The organism is Streptomyces sp. NBC_00162 (assembly GCF_024611995.1).
Taxonomy (GTDB): domain Bacteria; phylum Actinomycetota; class Actinomycetes; order Streptomycetales; family Streptomycetaceae; genus Streptomyces.
The window spans coordinates 96,394-112,575 of the sequence record NZ_CP102509.1 but is presented as its reverse complement, the minus strand read 5'-3'; the positions used below and the strand labels follow the sequence as shown (position 1 = coordinate 112,575).

Sequence of the window (16,182 nt, the reverse complement as noted above, 5' to 3'; positions counted from 1 at the left end):
CTCGGGCCAACGCGCTGACCTGCTGGTTCTCATTGTGCAGCGTCCCGAAGTACTGAGCGTCGAGCTGTCACCACAGAAGTTGAGCCAGAACCCTTCAAGCAGCAGCGATTGTCCATCGGTTCGGGCGTCAGTTGGCGGTCGACGGTTGGCCTGAATGTTCGCGAGAAATCACGTCACTGCATGGCTGGCCGCCGTCTGTGACAGCACGTTGAAGCCTCCTCGATGACCGAGCAGAAAGTGAAGGGCTCCGCAGAGGGGCGGACGCCCCCTCACGACAGGAGCCTGCCTGCCCAAACCGCGCAAACCTCCCAGGTCGGAATACTCTGGGTAGCCCAGTTTCTGACCGGTCACGGACGCAGCGATGAGTTTTCCCGGCCCGGCAAGTCTCACCATCGTCGTCGACAACACAGGAGGAGCACGTGGCTCAGCTGCTGAGAGTCCAGAACTTCAACGTCTCGAGTGATGGGATCGGTGCCGGTGAGGACCAGACCCTCGAGAGGCCATTTGGGCATGTCGATCCCGAGAGGCTGTTCTCCTGGGCCGGTGCCACCGCGAGCTGGCCCATGCGCACCGACCCCGGAGGGAGCCGGGGCCTCGACGACTACCTCACGCGAGACTACGCACGCAACATCGGGGCCGAGATCATGGGCCGCAACAAATTCGGGCCCCAGCGCGGGCCCTGGGAAGACCACGACTGGCGCGGCTGGTGGGGTGTAGAGCCCCCGTTCCACACCCCGGTGTTCGTGATGACCCACCACAAGCGTCCTTCGTTCACGCTCTCCGACACCACGTTCCACTTCGTCGACGGCGACCCGGCCGCGGTCCTCGAACTGGCACGGGAAGCGGCGCAGGGCAAGGACGTCCGGCTCGGCGGCGGGGCCACCACCATCCGGGAGTTCCTTGACGCCGACCTCGTCGACACCATGCACGTGGCGGTCTCACCGGTGAAGCTCGGGTCCGGAGTACGACTCTGGGAGTCACCCGAAGAGCTGCTCGACCGGTTCCACCTCGAGGTCGTGCCCAGCCCGAGCGGTGTGACGCACCACCTGTTCTGGCGAAAATGACCGGTCCTCAGGGCTGGCCCCGGCTGGCTGTCCAGCCCTGAGGCGGGCCGTCGAGTCGCACCTGTCGACGGTCACGCATTTCCCCACGATCTACATGATCGGCGTCACGCAATTCCCCACCCGCACGGTCACGTTTCCCCATGGGGATGGCGGTTGCGAGTGGATGCCCAATGGCAGGGTCCGAGCCCGCCTCTCCCTGGCGTTCACGTGAGCAGCGGGTCGACCGGCGGCCATGGGTAGCCCAGTTGCTCGGCATCATGCGAACCTCCCCAGACCTCGGCGGTGGCACGGGGATCGCCAGCGGTCAGCTGCGCTTCAAGGCGCTCGGCCTGGTCCGATGGGTCGTCCGCGGAAATCGGGAGAGTCATCCCGAACTGGATCCAGGGCAGATCCGTATCGGGCCCGTTAGGGGGATGCATCAGGATGACGTGGATTCGGTCGGGTTGCTTGCGGGAGGCCCAGACGTCTTGCAACTCGCACTCCCACCGGAGGAGCCAGTCCCCGCGTCCCCTCAGCCCCGCCTCAAGCAGCCGCGCAACTGCTCCTGCCGGCCACTCCCAGCTACGGTCCTCTCCGGCTCGCAGGACTTCGGCCTCGTACTGAGCTGCGGTGAACCGAAGCTCCGGCAGGGAGACGTCCTGGTTGGCCGGGTCGCGCCAGCCCGCCCAGACAACATGATCCCCGTCACGCGTGACCGTCACGTACAGGGCACCGCAGCACTCCTCCACACCACACCCCGACCAAGCGAGACGAGCCTCGTGGGGCGTCGCGGTGGCATGCAACGACCCGTCCCGGTCCAACAGATACCGGGGGCCCACTCCCAGGTACCGGGAGCCTCCCACGCCGCCAGGGCCCACATCAGCCAGAAGATCCCCGCCATTGACGATCGGGCGGACCTCCACGCCGCCCTCGTCAGGCGGTGGGCACACGATGCTCAGGCTGAGAAGGTCCGGTTGCATGGTCATCAGCCAATGGTCGTGGAGCCAACCACAGCTGTCATGTGAATTCGCGTGGCCCTGCTCGGGTCGGTAGTCCGGGCTGCTGTCAGGCACGCCGGCCTCCGGACACCCCTCCGGAACGTCGGGATGACAGCCTGGGGAATCACGTGATCGTAGCCCTGGGGAATTACGTGACCGTCCACAGCACCTCGGGCGGTCAGCCGGCCTTGGCGGTTTCCTCAGCTCATGCCCGCACAATGATCACGTCGGATCGCCGCGTACAAATCGACCTTGGACATCTGCGGCATGACCAGGATTTTTCACCAGGGGCACCCTGATGCTGCCAGCCATGGCAAGTTCCCCAGGGCTGTCAAAACTCGGGTTCTGGCTCACATTCCGTGGAGCCTGCACGCTGAGTGACAGTTATAGTCGCGCCCCTGGATCGGCTGCTGGCCCTGGGAGCGAAGGGTGCGCTGGACGGACTTGAGGTCCGCGGGCCGCACTATCAGCCACACCGCACCCGGCAAGGCGACCGAGATGATGGATCGTCAGAGATGGTTCACGGTGGCCGCACTGTCCGACCAGAGCCAGTTCACGGGCTCGTACTGCTTCTTCAGCGCGGTGCGCTCGCGCCCGTAGCCCTTCAGCGCGGCCTCACACCCGGGCCGGCCGCTGGTGGAGCGGGCAGCCCGGGTGGACCGGCCCGGCGTCAGCCGGGCGCGTCGTGTGACCCGGTGGTGCGGGGGCCGTGAGCCCGTCTCAATTGCCGATGCCGGAGCTGCCGATGCCGGTGTTGCCGATGCCGTGGCTGCCGATTCCCGTGTTGGCGATTCCCGCGTTGCCCAGACCCCAGTTGGCGATGCCAGCGTTGCCGATGCCGCCGTTGAAAGCGCCTGCGTTGCCGACGCCTGCGTTGCCGACTCCCGCGTTGCCGACGCCGTCGGCGCTGGCCGCGCCGGCGCCGCAGATAGCCAGCACTGCCGCGGCACCCAGCGCTGCCGTCACACGGAGAAGAGTTGTGCGCATCTTCGTATACCTCCTGCTTTGGGACTATTTGCCCCCTATCATTAGCACGCGGTCGTACCGGATACGGGGATAAATGTCCGAAGCTGCCGTGTCGCCCAGACGCCTCGTCCGACGGCGTGCGGGTCACAGGTCGGCGGCCCAGAAGACCCGCCCACCGCCGAGGCAGCCGTTGTCCCGGAGCAGCGCTGTACCGATGCTCCCCGAAGGCCGGACCCAGCCTGGGGGACGCCCAGACCGTCGGTACGACTTTCCAGCGGTGGGCGGTGCCTCCCGTCGTCATGAACAGCGGCTCGGCGCCGATGGCCAGGGTGACTCGCGAACTGCTGTCGAAACGCTGCTCTTCGACGTGTACAAAGCCAGCCGGTCATGGCGGATGTTTAGAACTGGCCGTCACAAAATATCCGCCACAGCCGTTTTCCGAGGTCTCATCACCCCTGACTACCGCTGGCGCAATGGGCCGTGGGTCTGGTGACTGGTGTGGAGCGGGCCGGTGAGTGCTGACCGATCCTCGTGTGACCGATTCGGGCCCCGGTGACCGGTGACGAGGCCCGATTCGAGCGCCGGTGACTGGTGTGACCGATCGGCGGCTCGCCGGTCACCAGTCATGACCGAATTCCATGTCACCGGTCACCACGACTCCGGACCCTGACCGCTGCCCGCGCCGCGGGCCGTGGGCATGGTTACGTGCGCGGAGCGGGCCGGTGAGTGGAGGTGCCGCTACGCTGACCGGTCACTGACTGGGGAGGCTGTCCGATGAGTTCGCAGACTCACCCTCACGGCCTTCGTCGGGGTCACGTGCAGCTTGGTCGGAGCGCATGATCAGACGGAGGCCGCCCGCACGTCCGGCGAATGACCAGGTGAGCTACCCAGTTCGAGGTGCTGTTCGAGGCCGCAGGCTCAAGCTGAGTGCCCGATCGGCTCATTTGGAGGCGGACAGTCGGGTAGCGGCGGGCTTCCAAGGCTGCGGCTCACTCGTCTCAGTTTCCTCGAATGCCTCCGCCTCGTACCACCCGGTGCCAGAGAGCCACGTCTCCAGCCACGCGTTCAGGCTATCGGCATCGACGAACCAGGCGTGCTCCCAGCCGTCCTCGCCGGCGTTCGGCTCGAAGAGCAGTACAGTTCCCGCCTCACTATGGCAATCCACGGCAGCGAACATCCCGCAACCCCAGGTCAAGATCGGCAGAATCCCGGTCGGCCAGTGCGGATCGTCCTCACCCGCCGACTGAGCTCGCTCGGTACGGAATGCCTCGACGGCAGTCTCTCCCTGCCCCACCAACGGAAAGAGCTGGTAGCCAGGGCCGAAGCCGCCATTGGCGACCTCTCGATACAGCCTGGCGAGTAGCGGGGGCAGTGCCATACCGAGAGCGGCTTCTGCAGAAGCCAGCTCCTCCTCAGTCACAGGAGAAGTCAGTGCCTCCGCTTCGGACCCAGCGCGCTCTGCTACCCGCTCCACAAGATCACCGAAATCTGCCACGCCTGTGATCCTGCCAGCCACCGCTGACAACCCATCGAGCGCCCCAAGGTTAAAGAACTTTCCAATGACAATCTCAGGCCCGCACCGTGTGTGTGTCGGTGGGGGCGGGCTTGCCGGAGAGGACCAGGGTGATGGTGTCCTCGGTGGCGTCTTCGAGGGTCAGGTCGTAGGTGCGTGCCATCTGCTGGATGCGGGCGACGGTCCGGCGGACCGCGGCGTCGTTGCCCGCAGCCCCTTCGATGGTCAGCAGGTCGCGGTAGAGCACTTCGGAGGTTTCTTCGACGTCCAGGACCTTGTGCACGGTGCGGCGGGCGGCATCCAGATCGGGCAGGACACCGTCGGCATGCCAGCGGGCGAGGGTGTGGGCGGTGTCGGTGATCCTGGAGAGCATGTCCTGGATGACCGGGTCCGCCCAGGGCAGGGTCCGGCCGTCGAACGGCTTGCCCCGTACGAGCGCCATCGCCGCCTCCAGGTCCTCGATGCCGTGGAGCGGGCCAGCGGCAAGACCCCGGCCGGCGAGGTCCTGGAAGAGCTGCCAGTCGGAGGTGACGGCCGGGTGGAAGGTGTATCCGGTTCCCGTCTTGGGGCGGGGGAGCAGTGGCTGGCCGTCGGTGTGCAGGCCGATGGTGCTGCGTAGTTCGGACAGGCGTGAGTGCAGGGTCCTGGTGGACCAGGGGCTGGCGTAGTCCATGGCCGCGCACAGGGCGTCGGCGCTGCGGCCGGGCCGCAGGTGGATGTACGCGGCGACGGCGGTGGTGCGCGGGCTGTGCGCGGAGATGCCGCTGCCGGTGATCCGCAGTGACCCCAGCACGTCGATGCGCACGCCGGCGCCGTCTTCTTCAGGAGCGGTCTGCTGGGGAAGCAGCGGGGATTCCGGCGCAGACGTTGGGGTCGGTGTAGCTGCAACGGCCGGGGGCCGGTACTGGCGTCGGCTGCCGCCTTGGGCGTGGCGTCGCCTGCGCCCTTCTCGCCCGCCCCTGCTTCCGCAGCTCCCGTGTTGCTGGCGGCCGGGCCGTTGCCAGAGGCTCCGGTGAGGAGGGCGGGGAAGGGGTTGCCCGGGTCAAGGGCTCCGTCGCCGACGGCATGGACGGTGAGCGGGGCGCCTCCGGCGGCGGCCTGCCCGTGGTCCTCAGCGTGCTCCCACGGTCCGGTCGCCGCTTCGGGTTCCTGGGTGGAGACCGTGAGGGCGTGGACGTACTGCCGGTACTGCTCGTCGCTGATCCGCTGCAGATCCACCGACGTTTCCAGCACGGCGACCGGGGCGTCCTGGCCGTGGGCGACGGTGAGGACTTCGGCGTGGGGGAAGCAACGTTGGGTGGCTGTGCTGGCGGGCAGGATGACTGCGGTGTCCAGGGTGCGGCCTGCGGCGAGGGCGTCGGCGAGCTGCGCCACATGCTCGTCGTCCAGTTCCCCGGCGCCGACCGTCAGCCAGGGCAGGACCTGTTCGCCGCTCTGGTGGGCTTCCAGCATCAGCTCGCCGAGGTCGGCGGCGACGGCTGGCAGGTGCGGCATCGTGCGGATGCGGCCCTGGGGCAGGAGGCCGGCGAGGCGGGCGCCAAGCCCGGTGGTGAGGATTTCGCTGTAATCGGTCCAGGCACACGTGCCCAGCTCCAGAGCGAGGGCGCGTGCCACGGCCAGGACTTCCTCGTCGCTGCCGTCCAGGAGCAGGATGCGGCAGGTCATGAGGTCGATGAGGACCAGGCCGTCGCCGTCGGTGCCGAGGGTGACCAGCCCCGGGTAGGGGGCCTGGACGCCGGAGAGGTCTTCGGCGGCGAGGAGCTCGGCCTGCGGATCAAGAATCCACGTACGCGGGGCGGGTCCCTCGGCGAAGGGCGCGATGGGGTCGGCGGGTTCGTCCAGCAGGAGCGTCACCCCGGCCGCGTCGAGCCGGGCGCCGCGCAGCGTGGGCACAGGGATGTCGAGTTCGGCGGCGTGGTGGGCGAGGGTGCGCAGCAGCTGGTCCAGCAGCTCGATGCCTGCCGGCTGCGACGTCGCGGCGAGGAGCTGCTCGAGGTCGGTCGGATTCTCGTCCTGGGCGATGGTCTGGCCGGCTCGGCGCTGGCGCTGCTGCAGGATCCTGCGCACACCCAGGGCACCGGCGAGGGACGCGGCGAGCAGCGTTCCGATCCCGCCGATCAGCGCCCAGTTGATGCTGCTGTCCCGGCCGTGCACGGATGCCGGGGCCTCGGAAGCGCCCTCGGGCGTCGGTACGGCCGGGGCGGAGGACTGCGTCGGCGGCGTGCTTGAGGGGCCGGCGGTCGGCGTTGCCGGTGTCGCGGCACCGGTTGTGGCGGGAGCCGGCGGCGTGGACGGTGCAGGGGACTCCTTGGCCGTGGGGCCAGTTCCAGGGAGGCTTCCTGAGGCTCCGGCGGAGCCGTCGGCGGCGGTGTTGCCGGGGTCGGGGTCGGGTTGGCGGTGTCGGGGAGGGTGAGGTGCTGGCCGGGGTGGATGAGATCGGGGTCGGTGAAGGTGCCGCCGTCGGGGAGCGGGCCGCCGCGGTTCAGTTCGAAGATGTGCACGTACTGGTCGGCGTCGCCGAGTTGCTCGGCGGCGATGGTGGAGAGGCTGTCGCCGTCGCGGACCGTATAGATGCTGGTGGGGGCCGGGCTGCCTGCCTGCTGCGGTGCGGCGCCGTCGCTCGGGGCGGGGCGGGCATCGGCGGGGAGGTGGAGGGTCCAGCCGGGCTGGATGGGCTTCTCGGCGTGGAAGACCAGCCCGCCGGGCATGGTGCGGCCCTCGTTGAGCGCGGCGATCTCCTCCCAGCGCTGCCCGTCTCCCAGCGACGCCTCGGCGATCGACCACAGGCTCTCGGCCGGGCGTGCATCGCGCACTACGTAGGAGACGTGCGTGCTGCCGGCTTCGGAAGACGCTGTCGAGCCGGAGAAACTCGCGGCTGCGGTGCCGGGGACGGCGGCCGCGCTGACACCCGTGGCGGCGGCTGCAGGTGCTGCGGTGGCAGGCACGGCGAGGGCCGTGCCGGTGGGCAGGGCGAGCAGGACGGCGCCGACGAGGGCGGCGGCGGCCCGCTGCCCGACGAGTCCGCGGATCTGCGGGGCGGTGCGGCCGCGCAGCTGTGCGGGGATCTCGAGCAGGACCGCGATGGCGAAGGCGGCCCAGCCTGCCCAGCCGGCGGCGGCGAGCGCGAGGAGGAAGACCTGGCCCGAGTCGTCGGTGGTGAACAGGGAGCTGAGGACTGCGAGTCCGGGTGGGCCGACGATTGCGGTGGCCCACCACAGCAGCAGGGGCAGGCCGCCCAGCAGGGCGAGCAGGACGGCCAGGCTGAGCAGGCCGCGTAGCAGGGCGGCCGCCGTACGCACGCCGTTGGCCCGGCTGGTGCCGGGCGGCTTGCGGGGGTGGTGGGCTTGGGCATGGTACGGGCCCCTTCTTGCGCGGGTTCGCTATTCGGGCTGGGTGACGCCGTGCAGCAGGCGGGCGTTGCCGTGGCCGGTGACGTCCATGGACCCGATCCCGACGACGGACAGGAACTTGGTCGGGTAGGCGTCGTTCACGGTGACCGTCAGCTGGGTGCGGTCCCCGGACAGGGCGACGGTGCCTTGGGTGCCGGCCCGGGCGAGGTAGGCGTAGGCGGCGGCCTGCGCGGCTTCGGGATCGACGCGGATCTCGGTGCCAGTGACCGCCGAGGCGGGATCGATGGCCTGCCCGGCGGCGCGGGCGGCTTCCATCGCGACCGCGTCGGCGCGTTCAGTGGCGCGGAGCTTGCCGCCCCCGTCGATGGCCAGGCCGATGATCCCCAGCAGCGCGACGGTGCAGATCGCGGTGTACACGGCGATACCGCCCTCGTCCCCGCGCAGCCGCGCGCCACGTGTTGCAGGGGCCTGCATGTCAGCCTTCCCTGGATCGGAACGCGTCCACTACGGAGGTGAACGAACTGGTCATGGTCTTGCTGCCCGGCACCCCGGGCAGCAGCAGGTCGGACAGCGGCACGGTGCAGGAGATCGTGACCGTGACGGTGCCGACCTGGCCGAGGGGGACGGCCAGCCCTGAGGAGTCGATGGTCGTGGACGTGGACGCGCAGCGGATGCCCTGGTCGTCGAGGGAGCGGGCGGCTGCTGCGGAGGCCTCGGCCTGCGCGCTGCCGTAGGTACGGGAGATGGACGCGGCGCGGGCGGCGTCCTCGGCTGCCGCGTCGACCTTGGCGCCGGAGGTGACGATCCGCCCGCCGGCGATCGCCATGCACAGCAGCATCAGCAGCAGGGGGTGACGATCGCGGCGGAGATCGCCTCACTGCCCCGGTCGTCCCGGAGCCGCTTTACCCAACGGCCGCGCCGGGCTGTGGTCATGGGGTGGTCCACCGTTCCCGTGGCGCCGAAGCGGACTGCGCCACCGACAGGCCCGAGAGGCCGGGCAGCATGGACGGGGCGCTGCCGGTCACGGTCACCCGCACGTCGGTGGCCGTGCTCCCGGCGGTGGTGACCGCGGGTCCGCGCAGGCTGTCGCCCGCGATACGGCCGAGCGTTTCGCGGGCTCGCGCGGCTCCTGCGTCGTCGGGGGATTGGTAGGTCCGGGCGGCGGCCACGCCTTCGCGGGCTGCGGTCAGGGCGATGTTGCGGGCGTGGACCCACATGGAGGCCTGCACGACGGCGACGGTGACCAGGATGACGAACGGGAAGACGATCGCCATCTGGATCGACGATTCCCCACGGTCATCCCCCCACCGCACGCGCTCGCCCGATCTTTGCCAGCGCTCACCCCGGGACTTGTACTGGTGTGCCACCCGTACCTGCCTCCCCCGCTTCCTCGTCGCCCCTCTCAGACGCCGGAGAGGGAAGTGTTGTAGCGGGTGATGACAATGCCGATGGTGCCGGCGATCGCGATGGCACCGGCCACCGCGGCGACCCAGATGATGATGGTGGTGATCGAGATGTCACCCCGGTCGCTGTCCCACTCGACGCGGGACTTCAGCCACTGGGACATGCGGATCGCGTACTTGGTCATGACGGTCTCCCTTGTCAGGTGTTGAGCATGCGGATCATTGCGGGGAAGGCGATGAGGAGCATCACCAGGACGGCGAGGAGCGCGCCGGGGGCGGTCATCTTCTCGCTGTCGGCGTTCGCTTCGGCCGCCTGCGCGGCGAGAAGCTCGGTGCGCAGGGCCTTGGCGCGTGAGCGCAGGGTGGTGTAGACGGACGCGCCGTCGTCGGCGGACTGCCGCATGATCGCGGCGAGGTCGTCCAGGACGGGCAGGTCGAGCTCGGCGGTCAGGCGGGCCAGTGACTCCCAGTGCGGGACCTTGTCGACCCGCGAGCGCGCCAACGCTCCCTGGATCCGCACGAACGCCCAGCCCTGCCCGGTCTGCGCGGCCTGTTCCATGGCCTGCTCCGCTGAGACGTTCCCGGCGCGGCGTAGCGCGACCAGGTCGAGGTAGGCGGCCATGGCGTGCGCGAACTCGGTGCGGGCCCGCTTGGCCTTATCGCGCAGGGCCAGGTCGGGGGTGAACCACAGCAGGACGGCGGCCAGGATGCCGACGATGGCGGGCAGGTAGAGCGGCAGGCCCAGCAGCAGGAGCGGGATCGTGGACAGCGGAGGCAAAAGCAGACCGCCCCCGGCCAGGGCCACCTTCGTCAGCAGGAACCTGGCCGGGGTGGTGCCGGTCAGCGCGAGATCCTTGTGGGGGATCCGCACCCCGGGCAGATCGGCGAGGTGCTCCACCAGCCACCGGCCCCACCGCTCGTCACGGTCTGCGATTTCCTCGACGGCAGGCGGCGCGGGCTCGTTCAGGCGGCGCAGCGCCGGCCCGAGCGCGGGCGCGGGGCGCAGCACCTCACGGATCAGGAGCGCTGCGCCGGTGCCGATCGACGCACCGGCCAGGACCGCGGCAACGGGGATCATGCGGGCACCTCCGCGCTCTCGACGTCGGGGAGAGGGGCGGGGGTGACGGCGCTGCGGGGGTCGGCGATCAGGAAGCGGGGGACTGGCTTGGTGTCGGCGATCTGCCGCATCAGCGCGAGGACCCCGACGAAGCCGGCGGCGAGGACGGCCAGGACCAGCTGGCCGATCAGGGTGCCGTAGGGGGCGGTGTAGGAGGGGATGAGGAAACCGGCTCCGACGACACCGAGCGTGATGATGGTCATCCACCGCATCGTTGTGCGGGGCTTGGCCCGGTCGGACTCGATCGCACGCCGCCGGGCGACCTCCTCGTGGACGGACTCCGCCAGGTCCTCCAGCGCCTGGGCGAGGCCCGGGCCGCGGTCGGCGGCCGACAGCACCAGGGCGGCGACGACCTTGTCGGCGGTGACGTCGTCCAGGGCGTCACCGAACAGGCGCAGCGCATCGGTCGGCCGCCACCCGACGTGGAGCCGGTCCACAAGGTCTCCGACCTCGGCGGCGATTTCCTCGGGACAGCCCTTGCGGGAGATCTGCAGGGCCTCGTCCAGACCGCGGCCCAGGCGCAGGGTGTTGGCCAGGCGCTGGGTCCATTCGCCGAGCGCTTCCAGCTTCCCGATCCGGTTGGTCGCCGACTTTGTCGGAGCCAGCAGCCACGGCACGCCGATCACGGCCAGGAACATCAGGGCCCCGGCGACGAACACCCCGGTCACCAGCCACAGCAGCACCCCTGCCAGGGCGCCGCCGGCCAGGCGGGTGCGGCGAGCCATCTGCTGATCCCGCCCCGTCAGCTGACGGCCGGCACGGACACGGGCGGCCAGCGTCGGCCCCTTCGGCGCAGTCGTTCCGACGACCCCGCAGACCAGTCCCACCATGCCGCCCGCGAGCGCGAGCCCGGCCAGTACCCACAACAGCAGCGCGGTCACAGGCCTGCCCCCTCATCAACGAGCAGCGGCAGGGCCGTGGCCCAGGCCCCGCCCGGCACGTTGAGCAGGGCGGCGTCGAAGCCGGCACGGCGCAGGTCGTTGATGCATCGCGGGTGCATGAGCGGCACGGCCCGGTGCTCGCTCCACTCTGTGCGCGGCCCGAAAATGGCGTTCGTCTCGGGCCGTCCGCCTTCGCCGATGCCGGTGACCTCCAGGACGTGGGAGATGAACCGGTGGCGGTGTCCGCCGATTTTCGTTTCATCGATCTGGCTGACGAACACGATGAAGTGCAGCCCGTTCGCGGCCTGCCGGTAGGCGAGGGCCTCGCTCATGTTGGCCTGGGCGAGGAGGTACAGCTCGGCGATCCGGTCGAAGACCACGGACGGGTGGATGGCGTGCAGGGTGCACAGGTTGCCGCCCGCGCCGTTCGTCATCGCCTGGAGCATCGCCACGATCTCCGGCCCGCGGACCTCACCGACCACGATCCGCGTCAGCGTCATGCGCAGCGCCCGGTACATCAGGTCCATGAGCGTGATCTCGCCCGCGGCCTGCCCTGCGACCATCTCGCCGTTGGACTCGCGCGCCTCCATGGGCACGACCTGGCGGTGGTGCCCGTTCTCGTGGGCGAAGAGCTCGTACTCAGTCTCGAGCGTGGCGAACCGCTCGTCGGGGTCGATCTCCTTCAGCAGCGCGCGCAGCAGGGTCGTCTTGCCGGCGGCCTGCCCGCCGACCACCATCACATTCTTCTCCGCCCGTACGCACGCGCGCAGGAACTGCTCCAGGGTGGTGTCGAGCATTCCCCGCTCGACCAGGGCGGGCAGGTCGGCGTGGCGCATGCTGTGCCGGCGGATGGTCACGTAGGTGCCGGGGGTGACGTCGATGACCGCCTGCAGACGGGACCCGTCCGACAGGCGCAGCGCCAGGAACGGGTCGGCGGTCGAAAGGCTCCGCTCCGCCTGGCCCGTGGTGCGCCGTGCGAGATCCCGCAGGAGCTCACGCAGCTCTTCATCGGAGTCCGCGACCGGCGCTACCCGCACGCGGCGGCCGTCGGTGAAGTCGAGCCACACATCCTGGAAGCCGTTGATGAAGATGTTCTCCACCAGCGCGTTGTCCATGTGCTGCTGCAGCCGGCCGGCCCGGAACTGCAGATCGAACACGGCCTGCGCGATCGCCGCGTCCTCGGCCGGACTCGTCGCAGCCCCGCGCTTGACCGCCTCGGCATCCGACCACACCGCCACCTGCTCATTGATCAGGTGCCGGCCCTGCTGCTCCTGCGCGGCCGCACTTAAACCGGGCCGGGCCCGCAGAAGGCTGGTCAGCCGCTCCCCGACTTCCTTCTTGATCAGCCGCACCGCCGCATAGTCGATATCTGCCGACGGCGTGGCCGCCGCCGGCAGGACAGCACCCGGGGGAGCGGCCTGGATGCTCGTGCTCCCCACGCTGCCGGAATCCGCAGGCCTGTACGGCGCGGGTACTTGCTGCGGCGCGGCAAGGCGAGCTTGAAGCGAGTTGGCTGCCGGGGCGACCCGCGGGTCATGGTGCAGGGGGTTAGCGCGCACGGTTCACCACCCGCCCCAGTGCGGACGCGGGAGGCGGCGGGGCGAGGCGGGAGCGGCGGATCGCCACCAGCTCCTGTACCCGCACCGCAGCCGAACGCGCGGAGCGCATCAGCTCGCTGGACTCGAACCTGCGGGGCTGCTCCGCGCCGTCGGACAGCACCTTGGCCTCCTTGGGTCGCCACGGCAGCACTGCCGTGACCGGAGCCTCCAGCGTGCGGCGGACCTCCTCCTTGGAGAACGGGCCCTCGTCGACGAGGAGCAGTCCGAGTTCGGCGCCTCCGCCGAGGAATTCGCGCAGCGCATTCAGGCGCACCTGCGCGCTCTGCAGGCTGCGCAGGGTCGTACGGGCCACCATCAGGACGACGTCCGCCCGCTGGGCGAGAACCGCGGACGGCCCGAACGCGCCGCGCCGCCCCAGGTCCACCAGGACGTCGTGTTGGTGCGCCTCGATCCCCGCGAACATATTCGCGAGCGGCTTCCACACTGGTTCCATCGCGGAGGCGTGCGCAGGGTCGTAGAGACCGGGCAGCACCAGACGATCGCGGGTCCCCTCGTCGGTGACATCGACCAGCTGACGCCAGAACGCCTCACCTAACTGACCCTGACGCCCCGCCACCGCGAGATTCCGCATCCCGTGAGAGTTGTCCAACGTCCCTTGCAGAGCACCTGGCAGGACCGCGCCGCCGTCCGGGTCCGCCTCGGCGAGGACCACCCGCTGCCCCTCCGCCAGGGGCCACGTCATCAGCAGGGCCATCGCCGCCGTGGTGACTCCCGGGGCGCCCAGGCCCCCGGCCAGCGCGATGACGGCCATCAGCTGCCCTCCTGCGGCGCCAGGATCAGGGCGACCGCACCCGTCGCCACCCGCGCGGCCAGCGTGGGACCGTCAGCGGCCGGCACGGCCACATCAACCACCACAACCCCCGTCGCCGGTGCCGGCTGACCGACGGCAACCACCGTCGCGGCCAGCGTCTTCGGCGCCCCGGCCCCGTCACCCGGCTTCCCGCTCCCAGCCGCCTGGGCCGGATCCGGCGTCGACACGATCAGCACCTTCTGCCCCGGCGCCAGCCGGCTCGCCGGAAGCTGCGACGGCTTCAATGCCACGCCCACCAGCTGCTCACCCGCCTTGACCAGCGACTCGGAAGTGACCTGACCGGGAGAAAGCAGCGCCCCCGTCTTCAGTGCCACGGCGGCCCGCTGCCCGACCATGCCCGCCTTCTTCGTCACCGGCACGGCCTTGACTGCCGGGTCCAGGGCGAGCGACGCCGGGGCCAGATCCGCGTCCGAGATTGCCGCTCCGACCGGCACGTCACGGGCCACCACCAGCACAGCAGTCCGCTGCCCGGACGCGGTGAACAGCAGCGCCCCGGACAGGCCCCCGGCCGTGATCAGGGCGACCGACAGGGCGATCAGGCCGGGGCGGCGGCGCCGTTGCCGAAGAACGCGCGGTGCGGCCGCGGGCCCGCTGGCCGGACCGGCGGGCGGCGGGACGGACGCCTGGCCCGGCACGGGCGTGGTGGTGGTGCTCACGTGCGGTGCCTCCAAAGGACACGAAGGGAAGAAACGGAGCCGCAGGGCCCTACTGGCCGACGACCTGAAGTTCGCCGACGGCAATGGCGAACGCGGTGTCCCGGACCTCGGTCAGCTGGCCGGTCTGTCCGCCGCCGGTGACGGCCCAGTCGACTGTCCAAGTAGTGGTTGCGGTGCCCTGGTACTTGGCGCCGGACTGCCCGGACGACGGGGTCCGGTAGAGGTGCCCGCAGTCAGGAGACGGAGTCATGCCCCGGGCCGCGGTGTACTGGGTACCGGGGCCCGAGCACGTCACGCTGGACCCGTCGCCCATGCGCCAGCTGATGGACGACACCCGGGCCGTCGCACTGACCGTGATACCGCCGGCCGAGGCCGATGCCGTGTTGGGCCCCCATGTCGTCGGACTCGGGGTCACCCACAGCCACAGCGGGACGCCGACCGTGTACGTCCCCTCAGCCCGGGGACTGGCGATCTCCGGGCCCGTCAGCAGCATGCTGTCCACGGCCTGTTGCGCAAGCACGGCCGGATCGACGGCGGCGGGGGGCGGCTCTGCCCTCCACTCTGTGCTGGTTTGGAAGTACCCGTCTGGCTTGTCGTCGATCCACTCGCATACCTTGCGGTAGACCGCACCGTCGCCGGGCTGGTGCCCCTCCCACTCCGGACTGCCTGCCGGCGGCTGGGGGTCCTTGAGGGAATACGTGCACTCCCAGTGATCCCGCTGTTCCCCGCCGCCGCCCGCCCCGGGAGCCGGCGGCCGGCCGCCCTGGTCCCCTCCGCCGGGTTCCTCTCCCGGCTTCTTGACGCACACGGTGACGTACTTGGTTCGCCCCTTGCACACGCCGTCGCTCGCCGCGGCGGGGCTGCTGACACCCACTGCGGCGACGACGGCGAGCAGGACGGGCCAGGCGGCTGCGGTCCGGGTCAGCACGTGCGGTCGCCGTTCGGCGTCATCGTGACGACCATCCACTGGCCGGACCACTGCTCGACCTCGGCCACCGCCAGATAGTGCAGTGGCTGCCCCGAAGGGTAGGGCTCCTCCTTGCCGGTAGAGCGGTTGACGGTGCGCCATGTCGACAGGTCCAGGCAGTCGGTGACCGTGGCGCGCGGCCGCTCGCCGGTCATGGTCAGTGAGGTTGTCTCCGCACGGTGTCCAGGGGCTCCCTGCATGGCGAGCCCGGCCTTGTCCAGGTTGGTGATGTCGGTGAGCGCTTCGTCCAACGCCTTGTTGGCCGCAAACTTCACGAGCTGTGTGTCCTTGTCGGACCCGGCGGCGTACGCCTTCACCGACTCGCTCCAGAAGCCGTTGTACGCGGCCAGAACGGCAGCCTTTTCTGCAGCCTGGGGGTCGGCGGTGGGGCTGGGCGAGGCGCTCGAGCTGGAGGGCGCAGGCGAGGCCTTCGGCTCCTTTGAACATCCGGTGGCGAGGGCTGCGGTGGTGGCGGCGAGAGCGACGGCCGCGAGCAGCCGGCGGCGCCGGGCGGTGCGGGTGTGGTGCTGTCGTGCCGTTGTCACGTTGGTACCCCCGGTGGTCTCCTCGCCGGGAGTGCGGGCTAGGCCGCCGTCCCGGGCCCCGTCATCGCTGATGCAACGTCTTTGTGGCGTCGTGGTGCGTTGTACAGCGCACCTTACGACGTCAACGCCGCAGCTCCTATGGGGTTCTTGGGGCACAGTTGAGCCATCGTCATGTTTTGCCCGTAAATGCGGGTCAGTCATATGTCAATCCTCCTGTTCGGTGCTTTGCGCTGTCTCGGAAAGTGGGATGACTCGGTCGCGAGAACGGCGCCGGGAGTCCCATGGCTGGAAATTCGCCACCTGGCTTGTTCTT

The 16,182-nt window shown here is 70.1% G+C and carries 18 protein-coding genes; 2 read left to right on the top strand and 16 right to left on the bottom strand.

Going from position 1 to position 16,182, the window contains the following annotated elements; genetic code table 11:
- The first annotated feature begins 419 nt into the window (after window positions 1–419).
- Window positions 420–1,064 (top strand): dihydrofolate reductase family protein, encoded by a 645-nt coding sequence (locus tag JIW86_RS00625; RefSeq protein WP_257552010.1) that lies wholly within the window; start codon window positions 420–422, stop codon window positions 1,062–1,064.
- 203 nt (window positions 1,065–1,267) lie between these two features.
- On the opposite strand, the gene JIW86_RS00620 is transcribed toward JIW86_RS00625, so the two are convergent.
- From JIW86_RS00620 to JIW86_RS00605, 4 genes are all read right to left on the bottom strand, one after another.
- Window positions 1,268–2,029 (bottom strand): hypothetical protein, encoded by a 762-nt coding sequence (locus JIW86_RS00620; RefSeq protein ID WP_257552009.1) that lies wholly within the window; start codon window positions 2,027–2,029, stop codon window positions 1,268–1,270.
- 732 nt (window positions 2,030–2,761) lie between these two features.
- Window positions 2,762–3,007, bottom strand: coding sequence for a pentapeptide repeat-containing protein (locus tag JIW86_RS00615; protein ID WP_257552008.1), 246 nt, complete (start codon window positions 3,005–3,007; stop codon window positions 2,762–2,764).
- A 940-nt stretch (window positions 3,008–3,947) separates the two neighbouring features.
- The gene (locus tag JIW86_RS00610) at window positions 3,948–4,502 is read right to left on the bottom strand and encodes an SMI1/KNR4 family protein (RefSeq protein WP_257552007.1); all 555 of its coding nucleotides are present in this window, start codon (window positions 4,500–4,502) and stop codon (window positions 3,948–3,950) included.
- 73 nt (window positions 4,503–4,575) lie between these two features.
- On the bottom strand, window positions 4,576–5,325 hold the full coding sequence (locus JIW86_RS00605; protein ID WP_257552006.1) for an AfsR/SARP family transcriptional regulator: 750 nt from the start codon (window positions 5,323–5,325) through the stop codon (window positions 4,576–4,578).
- A gap of 365 nt (window positions 5,326–5,690) precedes the next feature.
- On the opposite strand from JIW86_RS00605, the gene JIW86_RS00600 reads away from it, so the two are divergent.
- Window positions 5,691–6,749, top strand: a complete 1,059-nt coding sequence (locus JIW86_RS00600; protein ID WP_257552005.1) for a hypothetical protein — start codon at window positions 5,691–5,693, stop codon at window positions 6,747–6,749.
- On the opposite strand, the gene JIW86_RS00595 is transcribed toward JIW86_RS00600, so the two are convergent.
- From JIW86_RS00595 to JIW86_RS00540, 12 genes are all read right to left on the bottom strand, one after another.
- A complete protein-coding gene (locus JIW86_RS00595; RefSeq protein ID WP_257552004.1) occupies window positions 6,638–7,819 on the bottom strand; it encodes a LysM peptidoglycan-binding domain-containing protein in 1,182 nt (393 codons plus the stop codon). The two genes, JIW86_RS00600 and JIW86_RS00595, sit on opposite strands and share 112 nt — an antisense overlap.
- Before the next feature lie 81 nt (window positions 7,820–7,900).
- A complete protein-coding gene (locus JIW86_RS00590) occupies window positions 7,901–8,344 on the bottom strand; it encodes a pilus assembly protein TadG-related protein (protein ID WP_257552003.1) in 444 nt (147 codons plus the stop codon).
- A 1-nt stretch (window position 8,345) separates the two neighbouring features.
- Entirely contained in the window at window positions 8,346–8,696 is a 351-nt protein-coding gene (locus JIW86_RS00585) for a pilus assembly protein (RefSeq protein WP_257552002.1), read from the bottom strand.
- Window positions 8,697–8,799: 103 nt separating this feature from the next.
- Entirely contained in the window at window positions 8,800–9,183 is a 384-nt protein-coding gene (locus JIW86_RS00580; RefSeq protein WP_322975598.1) for a TadE family protein, read from the bottom strand.
- 89 nt (window positions 9,184–9,272) lie between these two features.
- Complete coding sequence (locus JIW86_RS00575; protein ID WP_257559626.1) at window positions 9,273–9,458, bottom strand: hypothetical protein; 186 nt, start codon at window positions 9,456–9,458, stop codon at window positions 9,273–9,275.
- 14 nt (window positions 9,459–9,472) lie between these two features.
- Window positions 9,473–10,351, bottom strand: coding sequence for a type II secretion system F family protein (locus JIW86_RS00570; RefSeq protein WP_257552000.1), 879 nt, complete (start codon window positions 10,349–10,351; stop codon window positions 9,473–9,475).
- Window positions 10,348–11,271, bottom strand: coding sequence for a type II secretion system F family protein (locus tag JIW86_RS00565; protein WP_257551999.1), 924 nt, complete (start codon window positions 11,269–11,271; stop codon window positions 10,348–10,350). The genes JIW86_RS00570 and JIW86_RS00565 overlap by 4 nt, the downstream gene beginning before the upstream one ends.
- Window positions 11,268–12,830: an ATPase, T2SS/T4P/T4SS family gene (locus JIW86_RS00560; protein WP_416237500.1), complete on the bottom strand. Its 1,563-nt coding sequence runs from the start codon at window positions 12,828–12,830 to the stop codon at window positions 11,268–11,270. Before JIW86_RS00560 ends, JIW86_RS00565 begins: the two co-directional genes overlap by 4 nt.
- Window positions 12,820–13,641 carry a hypothetical protein gene (locus JIW86_RS00555; protein ID WP_257551997.1) on the bottom strand — a complete coding sequence of 274 codons (822 nt, stop codon included), beginning with the start codon at window positions 13,639–13,641 and terminating at the stop codon, window positions 12,820–12,822. Before JIW86_RS00555 ends, JIW86_RS00560 begins: the two co-directional genes overlap by 11 nt.
- Window positions 13,641–14,357, bottom strand: a complete 717-nt coding sequence (locus tag JIW86_RS00550) for an SAF domain-containing protein (RefSeq protein ID WP_257551996.1) — start codon at window positions 14,355–14,357, stop codon at window positions 13,641–13,643. Before JIW86_RS00550 ends, JIW86_RS00555 begins: the two co-directional genes overlap by 1 nt.
- Window positions 14,358–14,406: 49 nt before the next feature.
- On the bottom strand, window positions 14,407–15,285 hold the full coding sequence (locus JIW86_RS00545; protein ID WP_257551995.1) for an ATP/GTP-binding protein: 879 nt from the start codon (window positions 15,283–15,285) through the stop codon (window positions 14,407–14,409).
- Window positions 15,279–15,869: a hypothetical protein gene (locus JIW86_RS00540; RefSeq protein ID WP_257551994.1), complete on the bottom strand. Its 591-nt coding sequence runs from the start codon at window positions 15,867–15,869 to the stop codon at window positions 15,279–15,281. Before JIW86_RS00540 ends, JIW86_RS00545 begins: the two co-directional genes overlap by 7 nt.
- Between the last annotated feature and the right edge of the window lie 313 nt (window positions 15,870–16,182).